Origin of the sequence: Rhizobium sp. Root708 (assembly GCF_001429725.1) — a bacterium.
Lineage (GTDB): Bacteria > Pseudomonadota > Alphaproteobacteria > Rhizobiales > Rhizobiaceae > Rhizobium.
The window spans coordinates 86443-109703 of sequence record NZ_LMHV01000003.1; the positions used below are offsets into that span (position 1 = coordinate 86443).

Consider the following 23261-nt stretch of genomic DNA (forward strand, 5'->3'; position numbering starts at 1 on the left):
TCGATCATAGAGCGTGCGCCTCCCGCGCATCGGTGGAAAGCGAGTAATGACTTCGCGCTAGGAACGACAAGGCAACGACGGCGAACATCTGACAGCAGAACAGCGGTAGGACGGCACCGACCGGACCTCTCAGCAATATCGGCAGTGAGGACGCGATGACGAATTGCGTAACGGGCTGGCCCGCGAACAGCCCGACATCCGTCTTCACTCCTTTTTGCAGCAGAGCCGCGACAAAGGTCCCGCCGAGGACGACGCCCACGAAGCCAAAGTCCATGAAGAGATCACAGCCGAGAAAGAAGGATAGATTCGGCGTGCCGTACATGCCGGCGGCGAACAGTTCATTGCCGATGTCGAGCCCCCCAACGATCGGCTTTTCCGGCCAGAAAACACGCGGCACAAAGAACAGCAAGACCGCTACCGACTTCGCGCCCCACATGTGCTCATGCACCTGCATGTACCGCACCGCATGAACGGCCGTGTCGAAGACGTCGACCGCGGGAACATCGAAGAAGTTGCCCGCAAACGATATCTCCGAGATGCCAGCAACACCCTCAAGCCCCAATCGGGTCGTGACGCTGAGAACGGGAAAAAGCACTGTCAGCGCTATCACAGCAGTCGCGTAGAATTTCCATGCAGCTATCCGGCCTCCGACCAGCGCCAACAGGACCGGCCCCCATACGGCGAGCAGCATGAAGCGCGGTGCGTTGAACGGATTTCGGGAGATCGCAAGCAGGCAGAGGACGAGGACAAATGCACCGAGCGGAGCAAGCCTTGAGGGAAAGGTTCGCAGGTGGATGGAGATCAGGCAGGCCGTTATCGATTGCACGCCGAGAAACAGCATGCTTGCGATGAAAGCTTCCGCGGGATCCTGCTCCAGACGCGACGACAGCAGCCGCTCGAACCCGCCTTCCGACATCACGAACAGGCTAAAGGCAGCCACATTGAAGAACACCAGCGCCGTCAGAGATGGAAGCCCTGCCCATGCGACCGGACGTATTTCTCGCTCCATCCTGACAGCCAGGAACGGCAGGCAGAAGAGAAAGACGATCAGCATCGCCTCGACATATTCATAGGGTTCGTAGGCATAGAAGGTGATGGCTGTGGTGCCGCCGATCATCGCGCCATGCATGCGCTGCAGCGGCGAAAGCACGAAAAACACGAACAGGCAGAACCAGAAGACGTCGCCGATCTGAACCGCCGGTGAGCCCATGCGAACCATGCCGGCCAGCACCAACAGCAACATCGGCAGGGTGAGCAGCACAACGAAGAGCCCGTCGGCGAACGGCAGATTGAGGAGATAAAGCAGGAGAACCGCGCAAAGCCGTATCATGCGGCCACCCTCGATCGAGCGGGCGGAAGCGTTTGCCTGAAGGCGGTGAGCACAAGCAGCAGGACCACAACGACATGAGTGAGCACTTCCGAGGCAGCGAGGCCGGGAAGATGAAACAGTGCTCCAAACAGCGCCGTCGCGCCGAGGCCGACAGCCATCGCTGCATTGGCCGCGATCGCGACGGCCCGGTAGTCGCCTCGCGCCTGCGCGGTCTGTACCACGGTTTGCGACAGCGACCCCGACAATATCCCGATCGAAAAGAGCGCCAGCACATGGCAGGCCTGCGTAAGCGGCCCATCCAGCAAGAAGGTCCCGCATACGCCTGCAACCAGCAACCCGGAGCTTAGGCCTAATGCCAGCACGGTCGCGGTGCGCTGCGTCCTGAATGCCGTAGCAACAGGCGTCTCGCTGTGCCTGACATCAACAACCAACGCCGCGAAACTGGCACGCCGGCAGAATTCGAGCACCTGAGACGCCGCCACGGCGACCTGGCGGCCGTAGAGAAACAACCCCGTCACGGCAGGCCCCAGCACCAGCGCACAGATGACGATCTGGAACCGGAACGAAGCCTGCCCCGGCAGCATGGAAAACAGAACCGCTGCGCCCTCACGCGCCATGCTCCTCGATCGCTGCCGATCTCCAAGCGGAGCCGAGGGGAAAAGCCCGACACGATATAACACCGCCATCTGAGCAGTGACGCTGACGGCATAGCCAAACGATGCCGCGAACCCGAGAAGCAGGCCATTGGATTGGCTCACGAACGCGTCCGAAAGGACAAGGGCGACAGCCGAAGCGACATAGGCAGGCATCGCGGTCAGCCCGCTTACGCCGCTGAGCTTGACGCCATCCAATATGCCGGTGGCATTGAAGGACCAGAACGCCAGGGCTGGCGCCGCTCCGAGCAGGTACCAGCGCGAAAACACGTCTCCCCAACTCCAGGCATAGACGGTGCAGACAATCGCAACGGCGACCACCGCACACAGCCTGACACCGCAGGCAGACCAATAGGACCGCCGAACTTCATCCCGCAGTTCGCCTTCCACGGCCAGCGAAATGCGCCGGGCAAGCACGACCGCCGTTCCCCAATCGACAACCATCAGCGCAAGGATAAGAAACGAGAAATGCGCCCCGAACTGCGCCAGCAGGTCGAGTGAGCCTCGCGTGACGAGCCAGCTCTGCGCGGCAAAGATCGACCCTTGCCCGAGAAAGAAGCTTGCGATGAGCAGGCCTGCATTCACAGACGCCGAGAGCGACGCACTCGTTCGCTCTGAATCCGAGCCTCGATGAGGCGCTGTCATGCGGCATCCCGCATCAACTGCCGTTCGATCCAGTCATAGGTCTTCTCGAGCCCTGCCCTGAGACCCGCCGAAGGCCGCCAACCGATCTTTTCCTCGATCAGCCTGTTGTCCGAATTGCGTCCGCGTACGCCGGTCGGCCCGGGGATATGGCGTTTGTGCAGCCGCTTGCCGGCAATGTCGCAAACCATATCGACAAGCTGGTTAATGTTGACCATCTCGTCCGAGCCGATATTCAGCGGCCCCTCGAAACCCGAGCGCATGAAGCGGATCGACCCTTCGATGCATTCGTCGATGTAGAGGAACGAGCGCGTCTGCAGGCCATCCCCCCATATCTCGATCTCCCCGCCATCGCGCGCGGCAGCCACCTTTCTGCAGATGGCGGCCGGAGCCTTCTCCCTGCCGCCCTGCCAGGTTCCGAGCGGGCCGAAGACGTTGTGGTAGCGCGCGATACGGCTGTGCATTCCGTAGTTTCTGCCATAGGCCAGGAACAGGCGCTCGGAGAACAGCTTCTCCCAGCCGTACTCGCTGTCGGGCGCTGCCGGATAGGCCGAAGCCTCGGTGCAATCGGGATTATCAGGGTCATCCTGATTATAGGCCGGATAGATGCAGGCCGACGATGAATAGAAAACGCGCCCGACGCGTTGCCTGAGACAGGCGCTCGCGATGTTGAGATTGATGATCGCCGAATTATACATGATGTCGGCGTCGTGATTGCCTGTGAAGATGTACCCGGCGCCGCCCATGTCGGCGGCCAGCTGGTAGACTTCATCGAATGCCCGATCTATCACACGCTCTGAGGTCGCCTGCTGCCGCAGATCGCCGACGATGAATTCGTCGGCCCACGTTTCCGCATAGGCGGGATATTTCAGATCGACGCCGCGAACCCATAACCCTTGATCTTTCAGATGTCGAACGAGATGGCTGCCAATGAACCCACCGGCACCACAAACAAGCGCAGTCTTCATCGCAAAACGCCCCCCAGCGCTAGATAGCCCTTAGTTCCTTCCAAGCGAGATTGTCGAAAATGTCCTCGAAGCGGTCCGTGATCCGGTCGATCGAGAACGCCCTCTCCGCATAGGCCCGGCCGTTGACGCCAAGCGCCTCGCGCAGACCCGCATCCTCGAAAAGCCTCTGCATGTTGCTGATGAACCCGGTCTCGTTACCTGGGTCGGCGACCAAGCCCGCATTCTCGCGCTCGATGATGCGACGCGCCAGATTGCCTCGCGGAATGGATCCGAGAACCGGACGCCCGCTGCAGAAATAGGTCAGCACCTTCGAAGGCACGGAGAACAGGCCGGCTTCCTCCTCGATCATGGCGATCAGAATATCCGCACTAGAGAGAACACCAGGGAGATCCGCGAACGAAACCCACGGATGGACGTTCAGGTTGGGAACACGCTCAGCATGGGCGCGCAAGGCCGAGGCCGCAGTTCCCTCCGAGAAGATATCGAGCGTGATCGGCAGCGCCTTCGCAGCCGCAAGGAGCAGCCCGGGATTGTGCTTGTAGCCAAGCGTGCCCGCGTAGACCGCCCGTACTTCGCCCGCGCAGCGCTTCGGCTCGTCACCGATCGTACGCACATCCATCTCCGCCAGCGGCGCCCAATTCTCGATCACCGATATCGGCGGCGAAACACCCCTACCGGCCAGCATCGGCACGAAATCTTCCGAAATGGCGATCACATGGTCGCTCTCCCGCAGCAGCCCGTATTCCAGCCGCCGATAGCGCCTCGCGACCGCCTCCCCGATCAGTGGAAACTTCTTCGGCAGAAGCCGGCTGATCGCTTCGCTGTAGATATCCTGAAGCCAGAAGATGAAATGCGCACCGGCGACGCGCGCCGCCTTCTGTATCACCGCTTGCGTATCCAGCGGCGCGTTCGACGACAGCACGATGTCGGGCCTGAAGTGGCGGATTTCTTCCGCCACCAGCCGACCGAACTCTATTTCCTGCGATCGTCGCTTGAAGAAGCTGTCTTTTCGAAAAGGCCGATCGAGCGAGAGGCCGACGATCTCGATGTTATCGGGAGCATCCGCGCTGGGCTTCAGGTCGCCTTTCGGCGTCTGGAAGCTGGCAGAATGAACGTGCCTGATATCGTACCCTCGTTTTGCGAGGCAGCGGGAAAGCTGAACCTGAAACGGATGTCCCGAGTAGTCATGAACAAGTATGCGCTTCGCCACGGCCATGCGATCTCTCGCGAAAACAAGTAAAAACGGATCCCTTGAAATTCCTCAGACAACAAACCGGGTGCTTCCAGCTGCCGCAACAGCTAGATCATCGGTTGTATTTATGAATTGACTAAACCTCTACGCAAACAACCTGCTTGTCAATACTTACGCGATGGTTGCAAAAAAGATTGCATGCTGCGGACTATTTTACCGTTGCCACATCCCGCGGAAGCTATCGTGCAAGGAAGCCGAACAGCTTGCGCCGGTCCTGACCGTTCAGGATGGCGACGACGGCCGCACCATCGCGAACATTCTCTTTCAGCGCCGCAACCGCCCTACGTGCCGCACTCTGGGGCGTGCTGGCCCAACGAACGACAAACAGCACGGCGTCGCTCAGGCGCGCGAGGTAGAGCGCATCCACAGCCGACTCGACCGGCGGCGTGTCGATCACGATATAATCGAAATGCCGACGGGCGCGGCCAAGCAGCGTCCGGATGGTCGACCCCATCAGCAGGTCATCGGTCGGAAACTCCGCCGGTCGCGCGCCGATGATGACCGAGAGGTTGGTCGACTGATCGGTCAGGACCATGTTGGCAAGACCCGGATCCGGCTCCCCGCGCAGAAGATCGATGAAGGCGGAAGTTGGCTCGCGATCGACGTGCTTATGGATGCTCGGCTTGCGCAGATCGCAGTCGATCAGCAGGGTTCGTTTTCCGGCCAGTGCATAGGTTCGCGCCACCGAAGCGGCAAGCGTCGACTTGCCATCGCCGTACTGTGCGGACGAAACCATCAGCACCATGCACTCCTGCTGCCGATCGTCTCCGAAGGTCAAGGCTCTCGTCCGTGTCTGCTCGATCGACACGCGAATTCGTCGGATGGATTCGGAAAACACTGATAGCGGAGAGGCAATGATGATATCGGAGAGCCCCCGCCCATGCGGTCGCTCGAGTTCGCTTCCCTGCTCGTGCGGAACGACGGAGGCCAGCGGCAGGCCGAGAACCGCGTTCACCTGGTCATCGGCGGTGAAGCCGCCGACTACGAATTCCCTGAGCAGGCCCGCGCCGATGCCTGCAGCAAGCGCCACCAATGCCATGACCGAGAGAATGAGCGGCACCTTCGGATAGGATGGCTCGATCGGCAGAAGCGCGGGCGAAACGACCCGGCTGTCGGCAAGCTGCAGGCTTACCTGTGTCTCGAAATCCTGCAATCGCGTCAGCAGCGTCTGATACTGGTTTCTGGCGATTTCGGCGGATTGCTGAAGACTGTAGAATTGCGTGACGACATCGGGCGCGACGCGCGGCCCGGCATCATCGTTGGCGATGCCCGTCATTCTCAGCACGGCGCCTGCGTCCGCCGATGCCCCGGCGAGACTGCCATGGGCCGTGGAAAAGGCTTCCAGCTTCGTTTCGTATTCAGAAAGCAGCTGACGCGCTTCGGTCACCCGATGCTGCAGGCTGTTGCGTGCCGCGATCGTGCCGGCGACCTTCGCCTCGACCTGCTTCTTCATGTAGACGTCGGTGACCAGATTGGCGAGCCGCGCCGCCTTGGCAGGGTCCTCGGAGGTAACGGAAACGCCGATGAGGTAGGTCAGTCCCTCGCGCCTCACTCTCACCGCTTGCCTGAAGGCATCAAGAACCCTGCCTTCCATGTGAGGCCCGTCTTCCGCGACGTTCTGCCTGACGCCCAGCCAGCGTAACAGCCGACCGCCGAGATGAGTATCAGGTTGAAACTCCGCATCGTCGACGAGCCCGCCGCCGCGAACCGCATCGAGCAGAACCGCATCGGATTGGATAATCCGAACCTCGCCCTCGACGCGGGAATTGTCGGTAACGCCACTTGCAGCATCGGCATCCGGATCAAGCAAGTTCTTCGAGCTTGTATCGACGAGCAAAAGCGCCTGCGCGCTATAATGTGGGGTCAACGAGAAGGTAACGACGACGGCGCTCAAGAATATCACGGCGGCCGTCGCAAGAATTGCGCGTGTCTGGCGGCGTATTATGCCGGGCAGCATTCGGAGGTCGGCAATTTCGTTCATACGATGCAAACCCGCCAGCAAAACCCATGGTCACACCGACAAGTAAATACCATAAATAATTGAAATAACAACCAGCGATATACTATGAATAGAAATTCGCCTCGATGACATCGCTTCAGCAAAAGATGACCAGTCTCGCTGCCGAGACTGGTCATCCCTCTCACTAAAGATATGCCTGAAAAAGACTGCGAACCGCGTCCACTTCGTTTGGGCGGATTTCATGCCCGCCCGCATGCCAATCCGTCACGACGGAGGCTTTCTGCGCTTCGAAATAGTCGGCGAGAGCCTCGGTCACGGCCTTCGGGCTGATCGGATCGCGCTCGCCGGCGGTGATGAGTATCTTGCGGCCGGCAAGCGCCTCGTTTGCCTTCGGCATGAACGGAATGAGCGGATGCATAAGAGCGGATGCATCGAACAATCCCTTCTCGATCAGCACGTTGGCAAGAATGTTCGCGCCATTCGAGAATCCGAGGCCGAGAATGGCGGAGGCATCGTGCTCGCGTGCAAGGCCGGTCACGAAGTCCGACAGCTTCTCCGTCGCGCGTGCCAGATCCGCCATGTCGTAGACGCCCTCTCCGGTTCGCTTGAAGAAGCGGGCGGCACCGAATTCGGAGACGTCTCCACGCGGCGAGACGATCGTCGCATCGGGCAGCAACTGGCGCGCGAAATCGAAGAACTGATTTTCGTCGCCACCGGTGCCGTGCAGGGTGAAAACGATAGGCTTTCCGCGTGCACCGGCATGCAGCCGGTGCACATAACTATTGGCGTTCATATTTTGCTCCTTAGCCTTCGAGCGGCTGCAGATGTTGTTCGATCAGGCCACGCAGGTGCTGATGCTGCTGCGGCAGCTTCAGGGCTTCGCCGAGATGCGCCGTATCCTCGTCGCGATCGAAACCGGGCTCGTTGGTGGCGATTTCAAACAGCACGCCGCCCGGCGTGCGGAAGTAGATCGCCCAGAAATAGTCACGGTCGATGACAGGCGTAACCTGATAGCCGGTGTCCATCAGAGCCTTGCGCACCTCGAGCTGCTTCTCGCGGTTTTCGACCGAGAAGGCGACGTGGTGGACAGAGCCCGCGCCCGGGAGCGCACGCGAGATGTTCGGCATCGTTTCAAGGTCGACCAGATGTGCGCCGTTGCCGCCGGGGATCGTCAGGCGCTTGACGCCATCGCGCTCTTCCTGGAGCTCGTAGCCCATGAACTTCAAGAGCTCGCTGGTTGCGCCATCGTCGCGCAACCGCATGGCGACCGAATGGAAGCCGCGAATTGCGTGATCCTCGCGGATCCCGCCATGTGTCCACGGCGCGCGCGCATCGTCCTTGACCTCGACCAGCGCAAAGCCGTCGCCATCCGGGCCGGCGAAATTGAGCCGCTTTTCACCGAAGCTTTCCTCGGCCTTCAGGCCGCCGACGTTCAGCTTGGAGAGACGATCGCTCCAATAGCCGATCGAGCCCTGCGGAATGGAATACACGGTCGTACCGACCTCACCGGTGCCCGGTCGGCCTTGCGCCATCTTCGGGAACGGAAAATACGTCATGATCGTGCCGGGGGCGCCGGTCTCGTCGCCGTAGTAGAGGTGGTAGACATCGGGCGCATCGAAGTTCACCGTCTTCTTTACGCGGCGCAGCCCAAGCGTGTTCGTGAAGAACAGGTTGTTGGTCCGGGCGTCTTCCGCCATCGACGTAACGTGATGCAAGCCTTTGATTTGATCCAACATTTGAGACCCCTTTCTGGCCCGCCGTGCGGGCTTTCGATGGGTGATAGATGGCCCCTAAACGTGCCCGGGCATAGCCCTGCCAGTCGGAACGCATTGTCTCCTATTTGTGAACGATAAAAGCACTTCGTTCAGAATGAGCTACATTGCTTCAGGGTCTGCCGGCAGGGTCCAGTCGATTGGCGCACGGCCATGCGCTTCGAGATATGCATTTGCCTTGGAGAAATGCCGGCTGCCGAAGAAGCCGTTATGCGCGGAGAGCGGTGACGGGTGGACGCTCTTCAGCACCAGATGCCGCGATGTATCGACGAAAGCGGCCTTCCGCTGCGCATAAGAGCCCCAGAGCATGAACACGACGGCGTCGCAATCATCGTTGACCTTGCGGATGACCGCATCCGTGAACTTCTCCCAGCCTTGCCCCTGATGGGAAGCCGCCCTGGATTCCTCGACAGTCAGAACGCTGTTGAGCAGGAGTACGCCCTGCCGTGCCCAGTGCTCCAGAAAGCCGTGTTTGGCCGGCGGGATGCCGAGATCGGTCTGCAGCTCCTTGTAGATGTTGACGAGCGACGGTGGAATTCGAACGCCGGGACGCACGCTGAAACAAAGCCCATGCGCCTGCCCGAAGCCGTGATAGGGATCCTGCCCCAGGATCACGACCTTGACATTGGCAAGCGGAGTGAGATCCAGCGCCCGGAAATACTCCGAACCCCTAGGGAATATCCGTTTCCCGTCCTCGCGCTGCGCCAGCAGAAAAGCCTTCAGTTGCAGCATGTAGGAGCTGTCGAATTCGGTGGCCAGCGCTGCTTTCCAGCTGTCCTCGAGCGCGATCGTCTGTTCAGCCATGAAATGTCTCCGCCGCTGCAAAACGCTTTCGACTTGCCTCGAAAACGGAATTCGCAGACATTTTATTCGTCGTCGGTCGTCAAAATTTACGAACTATACGTAGTTTGTTTCGAAAAGACCGGTAAACTCAACCGCATCCGAGGGCTTATTCAATATGAAATTCGGCACGAGCGGGCTTCGCGGCCTGTCTGAAGACCTGAAAGGGCGCGCTTCGGCACTCTACGCGACGGCCTTCGGTCGGCATTTGCTGGATGGTGGCCTGGCCCGGCCGGGCGATGCGATTTTCATAGCGCGCGACTTCCGCGACTCGAGCCCCGAGATCTCAGCCAACTGCGTGGACGCTCTGACCGCCTTGGGTTTCAAGGTTGGCGATTGCGGCACGCTGCCGACGCCGGCTCTCGCCCTCTACGGCCTCCAGCAAAACGCCGCCAGCCTCATGGTGACGGGCTCGCACATCCCCGCCGACCGCAATGGCATCAAGTTCTACCGACCGGACGGCGAGATCGACAAGGATGACGAGGCGGCTATTACGGCGGCAGCGGCGGTGCTGGATGAAGGCGGATTCAGTTACGCCCCCAGCCAGGCAGCAGCCGTGAACCGGGCGTCCGAATGCCTTTCCCTGTTTGCAAGGCGGAACGCGGCCCTTCTTGGGCCAGATGCCCTGCGCGGCCTGAAAGTCGGGATCTACCAGCACAGCACCGTGGCGCGCGATCTTCTCGTCGAGATTCTGCAAGGATTTGGAGCAACGGTTGTCCCGTTCGGCCGCTCGCAGTCCTTCATCCCCGTGGATACGGAAGCCGTCTCGCAGGACACGATCGCCATCCTCAAGGCCGCGGCGCGGGACCACGGGCTTGATGCGATCGTCTCGGCCGACGGCGACGGCGACCGCCCGCTTGTCAGCGACGAAACCGGACAACCCCTGCGTGGTGATCTCTTGGGCCTGATTGCTGCCAATTTCCTCGGTGCCAGCGTCGTCGTCACTCCAGTCACCTCGAACTCGGGCATCGAGGCATCGGGCAGTTTCAAGACAGTGCGAACACGCGTCGGCTCGCCGTTCGTGATAGCAGGAATGCAGGACGCTATTGCCGCTGGTGATGGCGGCGTGGTCGGCTTCGAAGCGAATGGCGGCACCTTGACGGCAAGTGAGTTCTCCTTGGGAGGCGCTTGTCTGCAGGCCCTGCCCACCCGCGACTGCTTCTTGCCGATCCTGGCGACGTTGCTTGTAGCTGCGTCGAAGAAAAAGCCTCTTTCCGCAATCGCCGCGGACTACCGCCTGCCGTTTGCCACAGCCGACCGGCTCGAAAACTTTCCCGTCGAGACCAGCGCGCGGCTGATGGCATACCTGCGGGCCAGCCCGGAGAACCTGTCATCCTTCCTGCAGCCGATCGGCGAGGTCGCAGGCATCAGCGATATCGATGGATTGCGGGTAACGCTAAAGGATAAGAGCATCGTCCATTTCAGGCCCTCCGGCAACGCGCCGGAAATGCGATGCTACGTCGAAGCCGCGAGCGAAACCGCAGCATCCGCCCTGCTCGACGCCGGCCTTGGCCGCATCCGGCAATGGGCCAATACCAATTGATTGACCGCGTACAGATTGTTCAAGGATACGACCGATGAGTAAAAAGATCGTCCCAGTCATTATGGCAGGCGGAAAAGGCACCCGCCTCTGGCCACTGTCGCGGGCGACGGCCCCGAAGCAGTTCATCCGCTTTATCGGCGACCGCACGCTTTTTCAGGAAACCCTGCTTCGCGTTTCCGATCCGGCGATCTACGAGCCCGCGATTGTCCTGACCAACGAGGAGTTTCGCTTCCTCGTCGCCGAACAGGCCCGCGAACTGGACCTCGGCCTCTCCGCCATCCTGCTTGAACCGCTCGCCCGCAACACCGCGCCGGCGGTTGCCGCCGCGGCCGCCTTCGTGCAGGAACGTTTCGACGATGCAACGCTCATGCACATCATGGGCTCCGACTACGAGATCGTCGCAGATGAGGTATATTTCGACTGCGTGAAAAAGGCAGCAACGGCAGCAGGCGGCGGCCGGCTCGTCACCTTTGGCATCGCACCGACCGAACCGGCCACCGGATACGGCTACATCGAAGGCGGCGAGACCCTTGCAAGCGGCGCGCAAGCCGTCGCCCGCTTCATCGAGAAGCCGCCGCTGGCAAAGGCCGAGGAGATGCTCGCCGCTGGCGGCTTCTACTGGAACTCCGGCATGTTCATGTTTTCGGCCGCGCAACTGCTCGACGAAATGGGCACCTATGCGCCTGCCGTCCTGAAGGCCGCCGGCGATGCCGTCGCGAAGGGTCTGAAGGACCTCGACTTCATCCGGCTGGACAAGGTCGCTTTCGCTGAAAGCCCGAACATCTCCATCGACTACGCGATCATGGAGAAGACGAAGAACGCCGCCGTCATCCCCTCGCCCTTCAAGTGGTCCGATCTCGGCAGCTGGGATTCCGTCTGGAAGAGCGGCAGCCGCGACGAGTACGGCAACCTCGCGGCAGCCAACACGACGCTGATCAATACGAAGAACTCGCTCGTGATGACCCACGGGGTCCACCTTGCCGTTCAGGGCATGGACGACATCGCCGTCATCGCCAGCGAAGACGCCGTCTATGTCGGCCGCCTGCAGGACAGCCAGGAGGTCGGAACGATCGTCAAGATGCTGGCCTCTGCGCCGGCGACATCGAAGCTGACCGAGTTCCACCCGACATCCTATCGTCCGTGGGGCGGTTATACCTCGGTGCTGAACGGCGACCGTTTCCAGGTGAAGCGGATCTTCGTCACGCCGGGAAAGAAGCTTTCCCTGCAGAAGCACCACCATCGCTCGGAACACTGGATCGTTGTCAGGGGCACGGCGGAAGTGACGATCGGCGAAAACGTGCAGATGCTGCGCGAGAACGAATCCGTCTACATTCCGCTCGGAGAGGTCCACCGCCTCGCCAACCCCGGCAAAATCACCCTGGAGTTGATCGAAGTTCAGACCGGCTCCTATCTCGGCGAAGACGATATCATCCGGATCGTCGACGAGTTCGGACGCAGCTGATCCGCCAACCGAGCCTTTGTCTTGAACTTATAAAACTACCCCTGTAAACCGTCACGACCCGCTGGACCGGCGGGTCGTGATCGTTTTTCTCAGGGAATGACCCCATGCGTATTGTGATGATTGGTTCGGGCTATGTCGGCCTGGTTTCCGGCGCCTGCCTTGCCGATTTCGGCCATCATATCACCTGCGTCGACAAATCCGCTGCCAAGATCGATGCCCTCGAGGCTGGAGAGGTTCCGATCTTCGAACCCGGCCTCGACACCATCATCGAGCACAATCGCAGCTCCGGCCGCCTGGACTTCTCCAAAGATCTCTCAGCCCCCGTGGCCGCGGCCGACGTCGTCTTCATCGCCGTTGGCACGCCCTCGCGCCGTGGCGACGGCCATGCCGACCTGAGCTATGTCTATGCCGCAGCGCGTGAAATCGCCGCATCGGTCGAAGGCTTCACCGTCGTCGTCACCAAATCGACGGTCCCCGTCGGCACCGGCGACGAACTCGAGCGTATTTTTCGCGAAGAGTTCCCGGACAAGGACATCGAAGTCGTGTCCAACCCGGAATTCCTGCGCGAAGGCGCCGCCATCAGCGACTTCAAGCGCCCTGACCGCATCGTTCTCGGCACCGAGGAGCCGCGGGCCATCGAGGTCATGCGCGAGGTCTATCGCCCGCTCTATCTCAACGAGGCGCCGCTCTATTTCTGCGAACGCCGAACCTCGGAACTGATCAAATACGCCGCCAACGCGTTTCTCGCGATGAAGATCACCTTCATCAACGAGATCGCCGATCTCTGCGAACAGATCGGCGCCGACGTCCAGAAGGTGGCCAAGGGAATCGGCATGGACAAGCGCATCGGCGACAAGTTCCTGCACCCCGGCCCGGGCTATGGCGGATCGTGCTTCCCGAAAGATACGCTCGCCCTCGTCAAGACCGCCCAGGATTACGACAGCCCCGTCCGGCTGATCGAAACGACGGTGGCGATCAACGACAATCGCAAGCGGGCGATGGGACGCAAGGTGATTGCCGCCTGTGACGGCAGCGTGCGCGGCAAGAAGATTGCGGTTCTCGGCCTGACCTTCAAGCCGAACACCGACGACATGCGCGACGCGCCATCGATCACCATCGTTCAGGCGCTGCTCGACGGCGGCGCCACCGTCCACGTCTATGACCCGGAAGGAATGGACGCGGCCAAGGACCTTTTGGGGCCGGTCACCTACGGCAGCGACGCCTACGAGATCGCCGAAGGCGCCGATGCCGTCGTGCTGATAACGGAGTGGGACCAGTTCCGTGCGCTTGACTTCAAGCGGCTGAAGGGGCTGGTGCGCACGCCGGTGCTCGTTGATCTTCGCAACATTTACCCGACGGCCGAAGTCACGCGGCATGGCTTCAGCTATTTCGCCGTCGGCAAGAAGAGCGAGAAGAACTGAGCATGCGCTATTTCATCACCGGAACCGCCGGCTTCATCGGATTTCATCTTGCCCGCCGCCTGCTGCAGGACGGGCACGAGGTCGTCGGCTTCGATGGAATGACGCATTACTACAACATCAAGCTGAAGCAGATGCGAAACGCCGCGCTGGCGCAATTCCCGGGCTTTCGCGCCGTGACCGCCATGCTGGAAGACCGCAAGGCTGTCGAGGATGCGGTTGCCTCCGCCAACCCCGACGTGATCGTGCATCTGGCCGCCCAGGCCGGCGTTCGCTACAGCCTCGAAAACCCCAGGGCCTATCTGACGTCGAACCTTGAGGGCTCCTGGAACATTCTGGAGATTGCAAAGAATGTCGGCGTGCAGCATCTGATGCTGGCGTCCACATCCTCGATCTACGGCGCCAACCCGACCGTCCCGTTCCATGAGATGGACCGCGCCGACGAGCCGCTGACCTTCTACGCGGCGACGAAGAAATCGATGGAGCTGATGGCGCATAGTTATGCCCATCTTCACAAGATCCCGACGACCGCCTTCCGCTTTTTCACGGTTTACGGTCCATGGGGCCGGCCTGACATGGCGTTGTTCAAGTTCGTCAAGAACATGCTGGAAGACCAGCCGATCGAAATCTACGGCGAAGGCAAGATGAGCCGTGATTTCACCTATATCGACGATCTCGTGGAAGCGATCCTACGGCTTTCGGCCGTTGCCCCATCCGAAGCGAACCGCGTGGCGGGCGAGAATACCGACACGCTTTCGCATCAGGCACCTTTCCGGGTCGTCAATATCGGCGGCGGACAGCCGGTGAGCCTCCTCGACTTCGTGGATACAGTTGAAAAGGCGCTCGGCCAACCTGCCAAACGGCTGATGCTGCCGATGCAGAAGGGCGACGTCCCCCGAACCTTCGCGAGCCCCGATCTGCTCGTCGCACTGACCGGATACAAGCCCGAGACGACCTTGCGCGAGGGTGTGAAGGCATTTGTCGACTGGTACGTCGAGGCCCGGGCGGAGCTCGACTAGCCTCCTGCTTCGGGTCGAATGCCCAGTGCTAGTCGACGGTCGCCGCCTCGAACAGCCTGTCGATTTCAGACGCCGGTGCCGGCCGCCCGAGGGCAAAACCCTGCAGCGCGTCGCACCCCAATTTCGCCAGCGTTTCCGCATGCTTCTCGGTCTCGACGCCCTCGGCGATCACTTTGACGCCCAGCGCCTTCGCAATCTCGATGATCGACTTCACGACGCGGCGCTGCTCGTCTGACGTATCGACGGCATCGACGAGCTGCCGATCGATCTTCAGACGCGTAGGCCGCAGCCGGACCAGTCCGATCAAAGAGGCATGACCGGAACCGAAGTCGTCGATCTCGATTTCGATGCCCATCTGCTTGATCCGCTCGACGCTTTCCAGCAATTCGTCGTCGCAGTCATCGAGGAAGATCGTCTCGATCAGCTCGAAGACGATGGCATTGCGCGGCACGTTCAACGCCAGCAACTCCTTGGAAAGCAGCGGATCGTAGAGCCGCTGTCCCGAGATGTTGACGGCGATTCGTGGCACCTGTGCTCCCCGCCCTTCCCACGTCCGCCGATCTTCCAGCACGCGCCGTAGCATGATGGAGTCGATCTCGGCAGTCAGGCCATACTCGTCGGCAACTTTCAGAAATTCTCCCGGCAGAAGCACGCCCCTGTCCTTGTGCTTCCACCGCGCCAGCGCCTCGAGCCCGACGACCGCGCGCGTGCGAGCATCCACCTGCAGCTGATAGAAGGGCACGATCTCGCCTTCCGTCAGCGCCGTCCTCAATTCCTCGGCAATCCGCCGACGACCCATGAGATCGTCCTTCAGCTGCTGCGTGAAGAACTCGATCCGGTCTCTGCCCGATGCCTTCGCCTGGTAGAGCGCAATATCCGACTCGGCCAGGAGATTGGCGCGTTTGCGATCGATAGAACAGGAAACGCCGATCGACGCACCGGATTGCAGCTGCTCGCGGCCGAAGCGTATCTTCTTACGCAATCGGCGCTGCAAATCCCGGGCAACGTCGCGAAGCTCGTCGATGCTTCCAAAATTGACGAGGATGATGACGAACTCGTCTCCCCCGATCCGGGCAGCGACTGCGCCTTTCGGCAGTGCAGCCTTGATCCGTGTGGCGGCCGCGCGCAGCACGACATCGCCGGCGGCGTGTCCGTAAGTGTCGTTGATCTGCTTGAACTCATCGAGATCGAGATGCAGCACGGCAAGTTTCAGGGCAGCAGGATCGTCCACCAACTGCGCCAGCCGCTTGTCGAAAAGGCGCCGATTCGGCAGACCCGTGAGGTAATCATGCTCGGCGGCATATTCGACGCGCGCCGCACTCTGCTCCAGATCGAGTGCGCGTGCCTCCGCGACAGTCCTCTGCCGTGCGGCCTCGTCAGTCAGAAGCACATCGGCCGTCACGTCCCATTCCGCGCCGATGAACGAAGGCGCGCCATCGTCGCTGATGTAGAAATGCGCGCGTGACCGGATATGGCGGATCTCGCCATTCGGCCAGATGATGCGGAATTCGGAATTATACTGCCCTCTCCGCGCCACCGCATCGCTGAAATCCTGTTCAGCCCGCTCGCGATCATCAGGATGGATTGCGTCCGCCCAAACGGCCGTAGACACCTTGCCACCGGTCAGCCCCGTCATGTAGAGCCGGTGCATCTGCAGATCCCAGGAGATCTCGTTCTGCTGCAGATCGTGTTCCCAGACACCGATCTGAGATGCATCGAGCGCCAGTTCAAGGCGTCTCAAGAGATCCCGAAATTCCCGCTCCGACCGTGTGGTGTCGTTTGGTACCAAAACCGTCTCAGCCTCATGCATTCCCTGCGACAGACCTGGCCAAACCAACCGTCGCGCGAGATGTTAATTAGAACAAACTAAAAATCCATCAATGATTGTGCCGCAGGAACGACGTCTATTTTCGATAGCCCGTCTCCATCAGACGGAATTGCGCGCATTTGCGTTCTGTTTCTCGAGCTGCAACAGCAGGCCGCTGTGATCGACGTCACCGCCGCCACTTTCGACGAACGCAGCAAATTCCGCACGAACGGCCTCCGTCAAAGGCAAGGCCAGCGACAGGTCTTCGGCAACGGCAAGAATATTGTTGAGATCCTTCAGCTGCAGCTTCGATGGTCCGGCATGGCCAAAATCCCTCGTGACCATCCTCTGCCCGTGAATGTCGAGTATCCGGCTCTCGGCAAATCCGCCGCGGATGGCTCGCCGAAAAGCCTCGGGCGAACCGCCGCCGGCCTGCACCAGCATCATTGCCTCGGCAATGGCCCCGATCGTAACGGCAACGATCTGCTGATTGCCGAGCTTTGCCAGCTGTCCGGTACCGCTCGGCCCGACATGCGTGACACGGCCAAGCGGCCCGAAGACGTCAGCCAGTTCGGTAATAAGCGCTCCATCCCCGCCCGCCATGATCGCAAGCGTACCGGCTGCCGCGCCGACGACACCGCCGGAGACCGGGGCGTCGAGATGCCGGATCGCGAGCGCGGCAAGCCGCGCTGCGTGGTCTCGCGCCTGCGCCGGTGCGATGGAGCTGCAATCGATGACGGTGGCGTTTTGCGGCAGAGCTTCCGCAACCCCCTGCAGGAACAGGACGTCTTCGACCGCCTTTCCGTCGGAGAGCATCGTGAAGGCGACCGCCGCACCCTTGGCGGCAAGGGCGGGCGTCTCTGCGATGACGGCCCCGTCCTTTGCAAGCGCTTGCGCCTTGGCGGAATCGCGATTCCAGACAGTTACCGCGAAGCCCGCATCGAGCAGGCGTCGCGCCATCGGCGCTCCCATGAGGCCCGTTCCAAGAAACGCGATATTTCGCGACGCAGCGCCCATTAGAGCTCTCCTCCCATTTCATCCTCGATATGAACCCGGATGATGTCGTCGAACGAACGATCGGCTGCAAAACCGAGTTCCAGCGCCCGCCTTGCTTCGAACGCCTGGGGCCACCCTTGCACGATCTTCATCACCAACTCGTCCGGCTCGCGACGGATGAGAGCGACCGCACTTTCACCGGCAACGCGACGCAGCGCCTCGATCTGCTCGCCGACCGTGACGCTGACCCCGGGCATGGTGAGACTGCGTCTCGAACCCAATAACTGCAGATCGATACTCGCGGCATGAATGAGAAAGCCGACGGCCGAGCGCGGCGATGCGTGCCAGTGGCGCACCGTATCCGGAACGGGAAGGATCGCGGCCTGGCCGGAGAGCGGTTCGCGCACGATTCCGGAGAAGAAGCCCGACGCCGCCTTGTTGGGCTTGCCGGGCCGCACGCAGATCGTCGGCAGGCGGATACCGATGCCATCGAGGAAACCGCGACGCGTGTAGTCGGCAAGCAGCAGCTCGCCCATAGCCTTTTGCGTTCCGTAGCTCGTCAACGGTGTGAGATTGAAATCGTCGGGAATGACGTCCGGGAACGGCGCACCGAACACGGCGATGGACGATGTGAAGACGACGCAGGGGCGATAACCGTCCTTCAGATGCGCGAGCCGGATCGCCTCAAACAGCGATCGCGTTCCTTCGAGATTGATGCCGTAGCCCTTCTCGAAATCGAGCTCCGCCTCGCCGGAGACGATCGCCGCGAGATGAAAGATGACATCCGGTCTGGCAGCGATCAGTGCCGTCGCATTTCCCGGCTGGGAAATATCCATCGAGCTGCTGTCGACACGACCGGCAAAGCCTTGCGGGCGCTCCGGTTCGGCAACATCGACGAGCGAAAGACGCGTCAGCGGATGCCCGCCGAGACTTCCATCCGAAACCAGGCGCGCGACGAGCTTGCGCCCGATCATACCTGCGGCGCCGACAATTGCGATGTGCATCACGCTCCTCCAAGCTTTGGCTCGCGGCGCGACTCCCTTCGCCCGACGTACGTTCATCAAGGCATATCTGAGGGATCATGGGAACAGAAAAATAGGGCTGTCAGAGATAGCCCGGCCCATCTCTGGCCTAAGTGCTCGGGACCGAAAAGCCCCTGCCGTCAGGCAAGATTCGGGACAGGCGTCAGCATATGTTCGAGCCTGTCTTCGCTTCGCACGCCATCCTGATAGAGATGTAGGATCAGGCAGGCCAGATCATCGAGATCTCCCGCGTCCGTCGCGGCTTTTCTGCTCAAACGGTGCAGCACACGTTGGCAAAGTGCGACTTCGTGGTCCTCAAGCGGTGCTTTCGCAGCGTTCGAAATTGTCTTGGTCATGACAGCACCTCCTCGACACTAGCTAATACCCCTGGCAATGAACCTTACGTGAACGGAAGATGCCGGAACGGGTGAGTCACCGCTCGACGTGGCACCATGCCGCGAGGAGCGGCCGCGCCGTGCAACGCATCGCCACGTTATGGCCCGCGTCGTTGAAGAAGATGGATCCGACCGATCCGCGCTGCCAGCCCTTGTCGTCGCAGGAGAATTCGCAATCCGACAGCGCGAGAAACACCCTCGAACGGTACTGGATATGATCAGGGAAACGAGTGTAAGGCGCCATGATCGTTAGGCCGAGAGCGACGTCGTCCCGTTCTTCGACGCCCGAGGCCCCTGCCACCACGGCATGCGCGTGCGTGTGCTCGATATTCAGGCTTGCGAACGGCCCCGTCTTGCTGGCAACCCATTCCAGGCTCTTGGCAAGATCGCCGATCGCGGCCGCGACTTCCGCAAAGGACGGCCCCTTCTGCGACAGGTGGCGAAGCGCAAACTGCATCTGGCTCGCCAGCGGCATGACCGTAACGGGCTTGTTGGCGACAGCGCCGGGCTCCTGGAGACGGTGGAATACCTTGCCGGCGACGAACTTCTCCATCATCGGCGTGCTGTCCGACAGCATGATATTTCCCAAGGCACCGATCAGGCGCTGAACGGCAACCGGCCTGCTCGCACGGCGAACGGAATAATCCCCCTGGGTGGCTCTCGTTCCGCGATGCAGAAGAAGGTCTGCCTCCCGTCTCAGCCGGGATTTCAAGCTCGCCACGGACGACTCCTTTGTTACCGCGCGCAGATCACTTATCGCGACGCGACCAAAAAGGAAACGGTGATCGCGTGGTTTCGGTATCTCAGATAGAAGCCTGCAGATCGGCATGGCAAAAATCGGCCCGAGCAGACCAACTTCATGGTGATAGTCTCAAGCAAGGGCGGAGAGATGCTCTGACATGAAATTCGCGCCACTTGCTAATGCCAGCAACCGATCCCTCTTTCGGGTCGATGGCAGAACACGTCCATCGACCGGTTTATCCCAGCTTATACATTTACGCGCCCGTTCGTTCATGCAGTTCGGGGCACCCTGAGATACCGTATCGTCGCATAGACGACAGTCGCTATGATAGCGACTAGAAAGCCAATGCTGGTGGTTACGGTACCGAGGCCTAGACCACCATACTCCCTGGGCTGTGAGAGGAGGTCGCCGAATGACGCTCCAAGCGGTCGGGTCAAGATATAGGCCAGCCAGAAGGCGGTGATCGCATCGAGCCTGGTCTTATAGTAGCCAAGCGCGATGACCGCGATGAGGCCACCGAAGAGCAGACCGGTGTTGAGGTAACCGAGGTCGAACTTCTCCGCCACCTGGTCGCCGACCGAGGTACCGAGCGCAAAGGTGAACAGGATCGCTAGCCAGTAGAAGCCTTCGCGGCGGGCGGTGAAAATCGAGTGGATCGACAAGGTCCCTTCGACGCCGTGCCAGATGGCGAAGGTCGCAGCGAGAGCGATGGTAAAGCCTACCGTCGTCGTCATGAGCGAAACGCCGAAATTGTCGACTAGATTGTCGGTTACCAAGGTGCCGACGACGCTTATCAGCACGACGGTTAGCCAATAGGACCACGGCACGTAGCGGCCCTGGTGGAACTGGATCGCCAATGCGCAGAGGAATACTCCTGCCATAAACGCCGAGGTCGCAGTGAGTCCGTAGCCAAGGTTGACGTTGAGGAAGTCGGCGGCAGTCTCGCCCATGGTCACGGCCAAAAGCTTGATCAGCCAGAAGTCGACCGTGACCTCGGGAACACGACTGGCGGGTTGGTCGAAAGTGGTGGGTGACCAGTTGTTCATTGGGGCGTCTCCTAAGGTCACGTCGGTGCAGTTATTTGCCGAGGAGCTTCATGGCGTCGCCGACGAACTGGTCGGCCCGCTTGTCGTCATCTGCATTGCAGCGCTCGACGGCCTTGGCTTCCAGCTCGTCAGCCTTCTTCATCACGTCAGCAGAGAGATTGGCCGTCGCCTTGGCGGCCCGGTATTCCTTCAGTGCATCTTCACAGGGCTGGTTGGCCGCATAAGCCTGAACGGCAAAGGCGGCAGAGCCGAGCATGAGGGCGGCGAGGAAGAGGTTGGCAGTACGCTTCATCTGTTTGTCTCCAATCGTGTGGTGGCACCCACCGGGTACCGTCACACCATTGCCGACGAGACTTAGGAGAAACTTAGAAGGGGGAATCAGGCTAGCGGGAAGGAAAGTGCCACCCTGAGGCCGGAACCATCGGGAGCCTCAGTCAGCCGGATCGTACCGCCGTAGCGACCGACAAGATTGCGTGCGATGGCGAGACCGAGGCCGGTCCCGTCGGACGTTGAGCTATCAACGCGGAAGAAGCGGTCGAAGACGCGTTCCCTAAGTTGATCGGGAATGCCGGGACCATCATCGGTCACGGTGACGATAGCGCTTAGGTTGTCGGTCTTGACTGCGAGGTCGACCTGACCGCCCTCCGGCGTGTAGCGCAGGGCATTGTCCACCACGACATCGAGAATGGCCGCCAGTTCGACCGGATCGATCCGAACCGAACAAGTGCCTGACTGCATTAGCCCCAGGTCAATACGCTTGGCATCAGCCGCGACCAAGAACCGCCCAAGGCAGTCTTTGACTGCATCCAACAGCTTCGCGGGCGGAAATACGACGCCGACCCCGTCAGCACTTTCACTTCGGGCCAGCCCAAGCAGTTGGGTCGCCACCTGCTTGGCACGGCGAACCCCGGCTTCGAGCTCGGCAATAGCCGCGTCCCGTTCCTGCAAACCTGTTGCTTGCTTCAGATTGCTGATCTGGAGCGAGAGAGCGGTCACCGGCGTACGAAGCTCGTGCGCCGCATCGGCAAGAAAGGCCCGCTGTTGCTCAAGCGTAGCCTTCACGCGGTCAAAGGCGCTGTTGATGGCGGTCACCAATGGCCGCACCTCAAGTGGCGCATCCTCTACGGCAAGAGGTTCCGTATCTTCGACAGCCCGCGCCTCAACTCTCGTGGCGATGACCTGCAGCCGCTGCATGATCGCGCCGACCAGCCAGTAGCCAACGATCCACGAGAGCGGGATGGCGAGCAGGAAAGGCCATGCGCTGTTCCAGGCAGCAGCCGCCGCTAGTTCATCGCGTTCGGCTGTGCGTTGGGCTATCAAGACCGTTCGCTCCGGCCGGACGTCGGCGTAGAGCCGCCACTCGACATCGCCGCTGCTGAATGTCGAAAAGCCAGGCATGGTCGGTTCCGGGAAATTCACGGAGAGATCATTGGTAATCGGTGGCTGTCCGTCCTGAGGAATGATCCGAAGCGCAACCACCTCGTCGCTCGACGCTGCTGCCGACTTCATAGGTGTGACGCTGCTGCCATCCCCAACAACATGCGCTATTTGCTGGAGTTGGAAGTCGAGGATGCCCCACGCTTCATTACGGGCGCTGTAATACGAAAAGGCCGCTGCAAAGGCCGCCAGCGCCGTCAGGAGGGCTGAGAAGACCAGGATGAAAGTGCGGCGGAGTGACATGATTAGGCCTTCGGTATCGTCCAGCCAGCGCCTCGGATATTGCGGATGATATCCTTGTGGAAGCGCTTGCGTATGTAATGGATGAGCACCTCGATCGCATTGCTTTCGACCTCCTCTCCCCAGCCGTAAATGCGTTCTTCAAGCTGGTTGCGTGACAGTATCACGCCTGGCCGTTCCGCCAGCGCCGCCAGCAACGCGAATTCGCGGGCGGGGAGCGTATCGGTCGCCTCACGAAAAGTCACCGCATGGGTAGCGAGATCGAGCGTTACCTCGCCCGCCTCAACGAGCGACTGCGCATGACCCGCTCTGCGACGGACGACGGCACGGATACGAGCCATCAGTTCATCGAATTCGAACGGCTTCAGGATGTAATCGTCAGCTCCAAGATCGAGACCTTTTATCCGGCTGCAGAGATCGTCCCGGGCAGTGACAATAAGGACAGGTATGCCCTGGCCGTTTCGACGGAGACTTTCCAGCACTTGCATTCCATCAGCTTTTGGCAAGCCAAGATCGAGAAGAACGACGGCGTATTCGGCAAGATCGATAGCTTCAAGCGCTGCTGGGCCGTCCTTCACCCAGTCTAAAGATACTGCATGCCGCTCAAATCCTTTCAGGAGAGCATCTGCAATCATCCGGTCATCTTCAACGAGCAATAGACGCATCGATGCTCTAAATCTTGGGTTTATCAGCGTGGCGACGCGGTAATGCGTAGTC

Annotated in this window: 21 protein-coding genes; 4 read left to right on the forward strand and 17 right to left on the reverse strand. The window is 60.6% G+C overall.

All coding sequences use genetic code 11. The annotated features are described in order from the left end of the window. Window positions 1-4: 4 nt before the first annotated feature. The 8 genes from ASE04_RS03600 to ung form a co-directional block, all read right to left on the reverse strand. Entirely contained in the window at window positions 5-1330 is a 1326-nt protein-coding gene (locus ASE04_RS03600; RefSeq protein ID WP_056812124.1) for a hypothetical protein, read from the reverse strand. After that, window positions 1327-2628, reverse strand: a complete 1302-nt coding sequence (locus ASE04_RS03605) for a hypothetical protein (RefSeq protein ID WP_156408700.1) — start codon at window positions 2626-2628, stop codon at window positions 1327-1329. The genes ASE04_RS03600 and ASE04_RS03605 overlap by 4 nt, the downstream gene beginning before the upstream one ends. Continuing rightward, window positions 2625-3593, reverse strand: coding sequence for an NAD-dependent epimerase/dehydratase family protein (locus ASE04_RS03610; RefSeq protein WP_056812130.1), 969 nt, complete (start codon window positions 3591-3593; stop codon window positions 2625-2627). The genes ASE04_RS03605 and ASE04_RS03610 overlap by 4 nt, the downstream gene beginning before the upstream one ends. 19 nt (window positions 3594-3612) lie before the next feature. Beyond that, window positions 3613-4809 (reverse strand): glycosyltransferase family 4 protein, encoded by a 1197-nt coding sequence (locus ASE04_RS03615; RefSeq protein WP_056812134.1) that lies wholly within the window; start codon window positions 4807-4809, stop codon window positions 3613-3615. 214 nt (window positions 4810-5023) lie between these two features. Then, a complete protein-coding gene (locus ASE04_RS03620; protein ID WP_056812136.1) occupies window positions 5024-6826 on the reverse strand; it encodes a GumC family protein in 1803 nt (600 codons plus the stop codon). Window positions 6827-6989: 163 nt separating this feature from the next. Beyond that, the gene (locus ASE04_RS03625) at window positions 6990-7598 is read right to left on the reverse strand and encodes an alpha/beta hydrolase (protein ID WP_056812140.1); all 609 of its coding nucleotides are present in this window, start codon (window positions 7596-7598) and stop codon (window positions 6990-6992) included. A 10-nt stretch (window positions 7599-7608) separates the two neighbouring features. Then, the gene (locus ASE04_RS03630; RefSeq protein WP_056812142.1) at window positions 7609-8541 is read right to left on the reverse strand and encodes a VOC family protein; all 933 of its coding nucleotides are present in this window, start codon (window positions 8539-8541) and stop codon (window positions 7609-7611) included. 138 nt (window positions 8542-8679) lie between these two features. Then, window positions 8680-9381, reverse strand: coding sequence for a uracil-DNA glycosylase (gene ung / locus ASE04_RS03635; RefSeq protein WP_056812145.1), 702 nt, complete (start codon window positions 9379-9381; stop codon window positions 8680-8682). A gap of 154 nt (window positions 9382-9535) precedes the next feature. Here ung and ASE04_RS03640 point away from each other — a divergent pair, with 154 nt between their 5' ends. The 4 genes from ASE04_RS03640 to ASE04_RS03655 all read left to right on the forward strand — a co-directional run bounded on the left by ASE04_RS03640 (window position 9536) and on the right by ASE04_RS03655 (window position 14859). Then, complete coding sequence (locus tag ASE04_RS03640) at window positions 9536-10960, forward strand: phosphomannomutase (protein ID WP_056812147.1); 1425 nt, start codon at window positions 9536-9538, stop codon at window positions 10958-10960. Window positions 10961-10994: 34 nt separating this feature from the next. Then, window positions 10995-12422: a mannose-1-phosphate guanylyltransferase/mannose-6-phosphate isomerase gene (locus ASE04_RS03645; protein ID WP_056812150.1), complete on the forward strand. Its 1428-nt coding sequence runs from the start codon at window positions 10995-10997 to the stop codon at window positions 12420-12422. A 104-nt stretch (window positions 12423-12526) separates the two neighbouring features. After that, window positions 12527-13843, forward strand: coding sequence for a UDP-glucose dehydrogenase family protein (locus ASE04_RS03650; RefSeq protein ID WP_056812153.1), 1317 nt, complete (start codon window positions 12527-12529; stop codon window positions 13841-13843). A gap of 2 nt (window positions 13844-13845) precedes the next feature. Next, window positions 13846-14859 carry an NAD-dependent epimerase gene (locus ASE04_RS03655; RefSeq protein ID WP_056812157.1) on the forward strand — a complete coding sequence of 338 codons (1014 nt, stop codon included), beginning with the start codon at window positions 13846-13848 and terminating at the stop codon, window positions 14857-14859. 28 nt (window positions 14860-14887) lie between these two features. Here the strand turns inward: ASE04_RS03655 and ASE04_RS03660 are convergent, their stop codons facing one another. From ASE04_RS03660 to ASE04_RS03700, 9 genes are all read right to left on the reverse strand, one after another. Beyond that, complete coding sequence (locus ASE04_RS03660; protein WP_056812160.1) at window positions 14888-16669, reverse strand: putative bifunctional diguanylate cyclase/phosphodiesterase; 1782 nt, start codon at window positions 16667-16669, stop codon at window positions 14888-14890. A 117-nt stretch (window positions 16670-16786) separates the two neighbouring features. Further along, entirely contained in the window at window positions 16787-17683 is an 897-nt protein-coding gene (locus tag ASE04_RS03665; RefSeq protein ID WP_056812164.1) for an NAD(P)-dependent oxidoreductase, read from the reverse strand. Continuing rightward, window positions 17683-18666 carry a D-erythronate dehydrogenase gene (gene denD / locus ASE04_RS03670; protein ID WP_056812167.1) on the reverse strand — a complete coding sequence of 328 codons (984 nt, stop codon included), beginning with the start codon at window positions 18664-18666 and terminating at the stop codon, window positions 17683-17685. The genes ASE04_RS03665 and denD overlap by 1 nt, the downstream gene beginning before the upstream one ends. 158 nt (window positions 18667-18824) lie before the next feature. Continuing rightward, on the reverse strand, window positions 18825-19040 hold the full coding sequence (locus ASE04_RS03675) for a hypothetical protein (protein WP_056812170.1): 216 nt from the start codon (window positions 19038-19040) through the stop codon (window positions 18825-18827). A gap of 76 nt (window positions 19041-19116) precedes the next feature. Beyond that, a complete protein-coding gene (locus ASE04_RS03680; RefSeq protein WP_244490326.1) occupies window positions 19117-19800 on the reverse strand; it encodes a dimethylsulfonioproprionate lyase family protein in 684 nt (227 codons plus the stop codon). A gap of 290 nt (window positions 19801-20090) precedes the next feature. Beyond that, window positions 20091-20867: a COG4705 family protein gene (locus ASE04_RS03685; RefSeq protein WP_056812175.1), complete on the reverse strand. Its 777-nt coding sequence runs from the start codon at window positions 20865-20867 to the stop codon at window positions 20091-20093. 31 nt (window positions 20868-20898) lie between these two features. Further along, the gene (locus ASE04_RS03690) at window positions 20899-21159 is read right to left on the reverse strand and encodes a hypothetical protein (RefSeq protein WP_056812177.1); all 261 of its coding nucleotides are present in this window, start codon (window positions 21157-21159) and stop codon (window positions 20899-20901) included. Between the two features lie 86 nt (window positions 21160-21245). Continuing rightward, the gene (locus ASE04_RS03695) at window positions 21246-22547 is read right to left on the reverse strand and encodes a sensor histidine kinase (protein ID WP_056812180.1); all 1302 of its coding nucleotides are present in this window, start codon (window positions 22545-22547) and stop codon (window positions 21246-21248) included. Window positions 22548-22549: 2 nt separating this feature from the next. Next, on the reverse strand, window positions 22550-23209 hold the full coding sequence (locus ASE04_RS03700; protein ID WP_056812183.1) for a response regulator transcription factor: 660 nt from the start codon (window positions 23207-23209) through the stop codon (window positions 22550-22552). Window positions 23210-23261 lie beyond the last annotated feature (52 nt).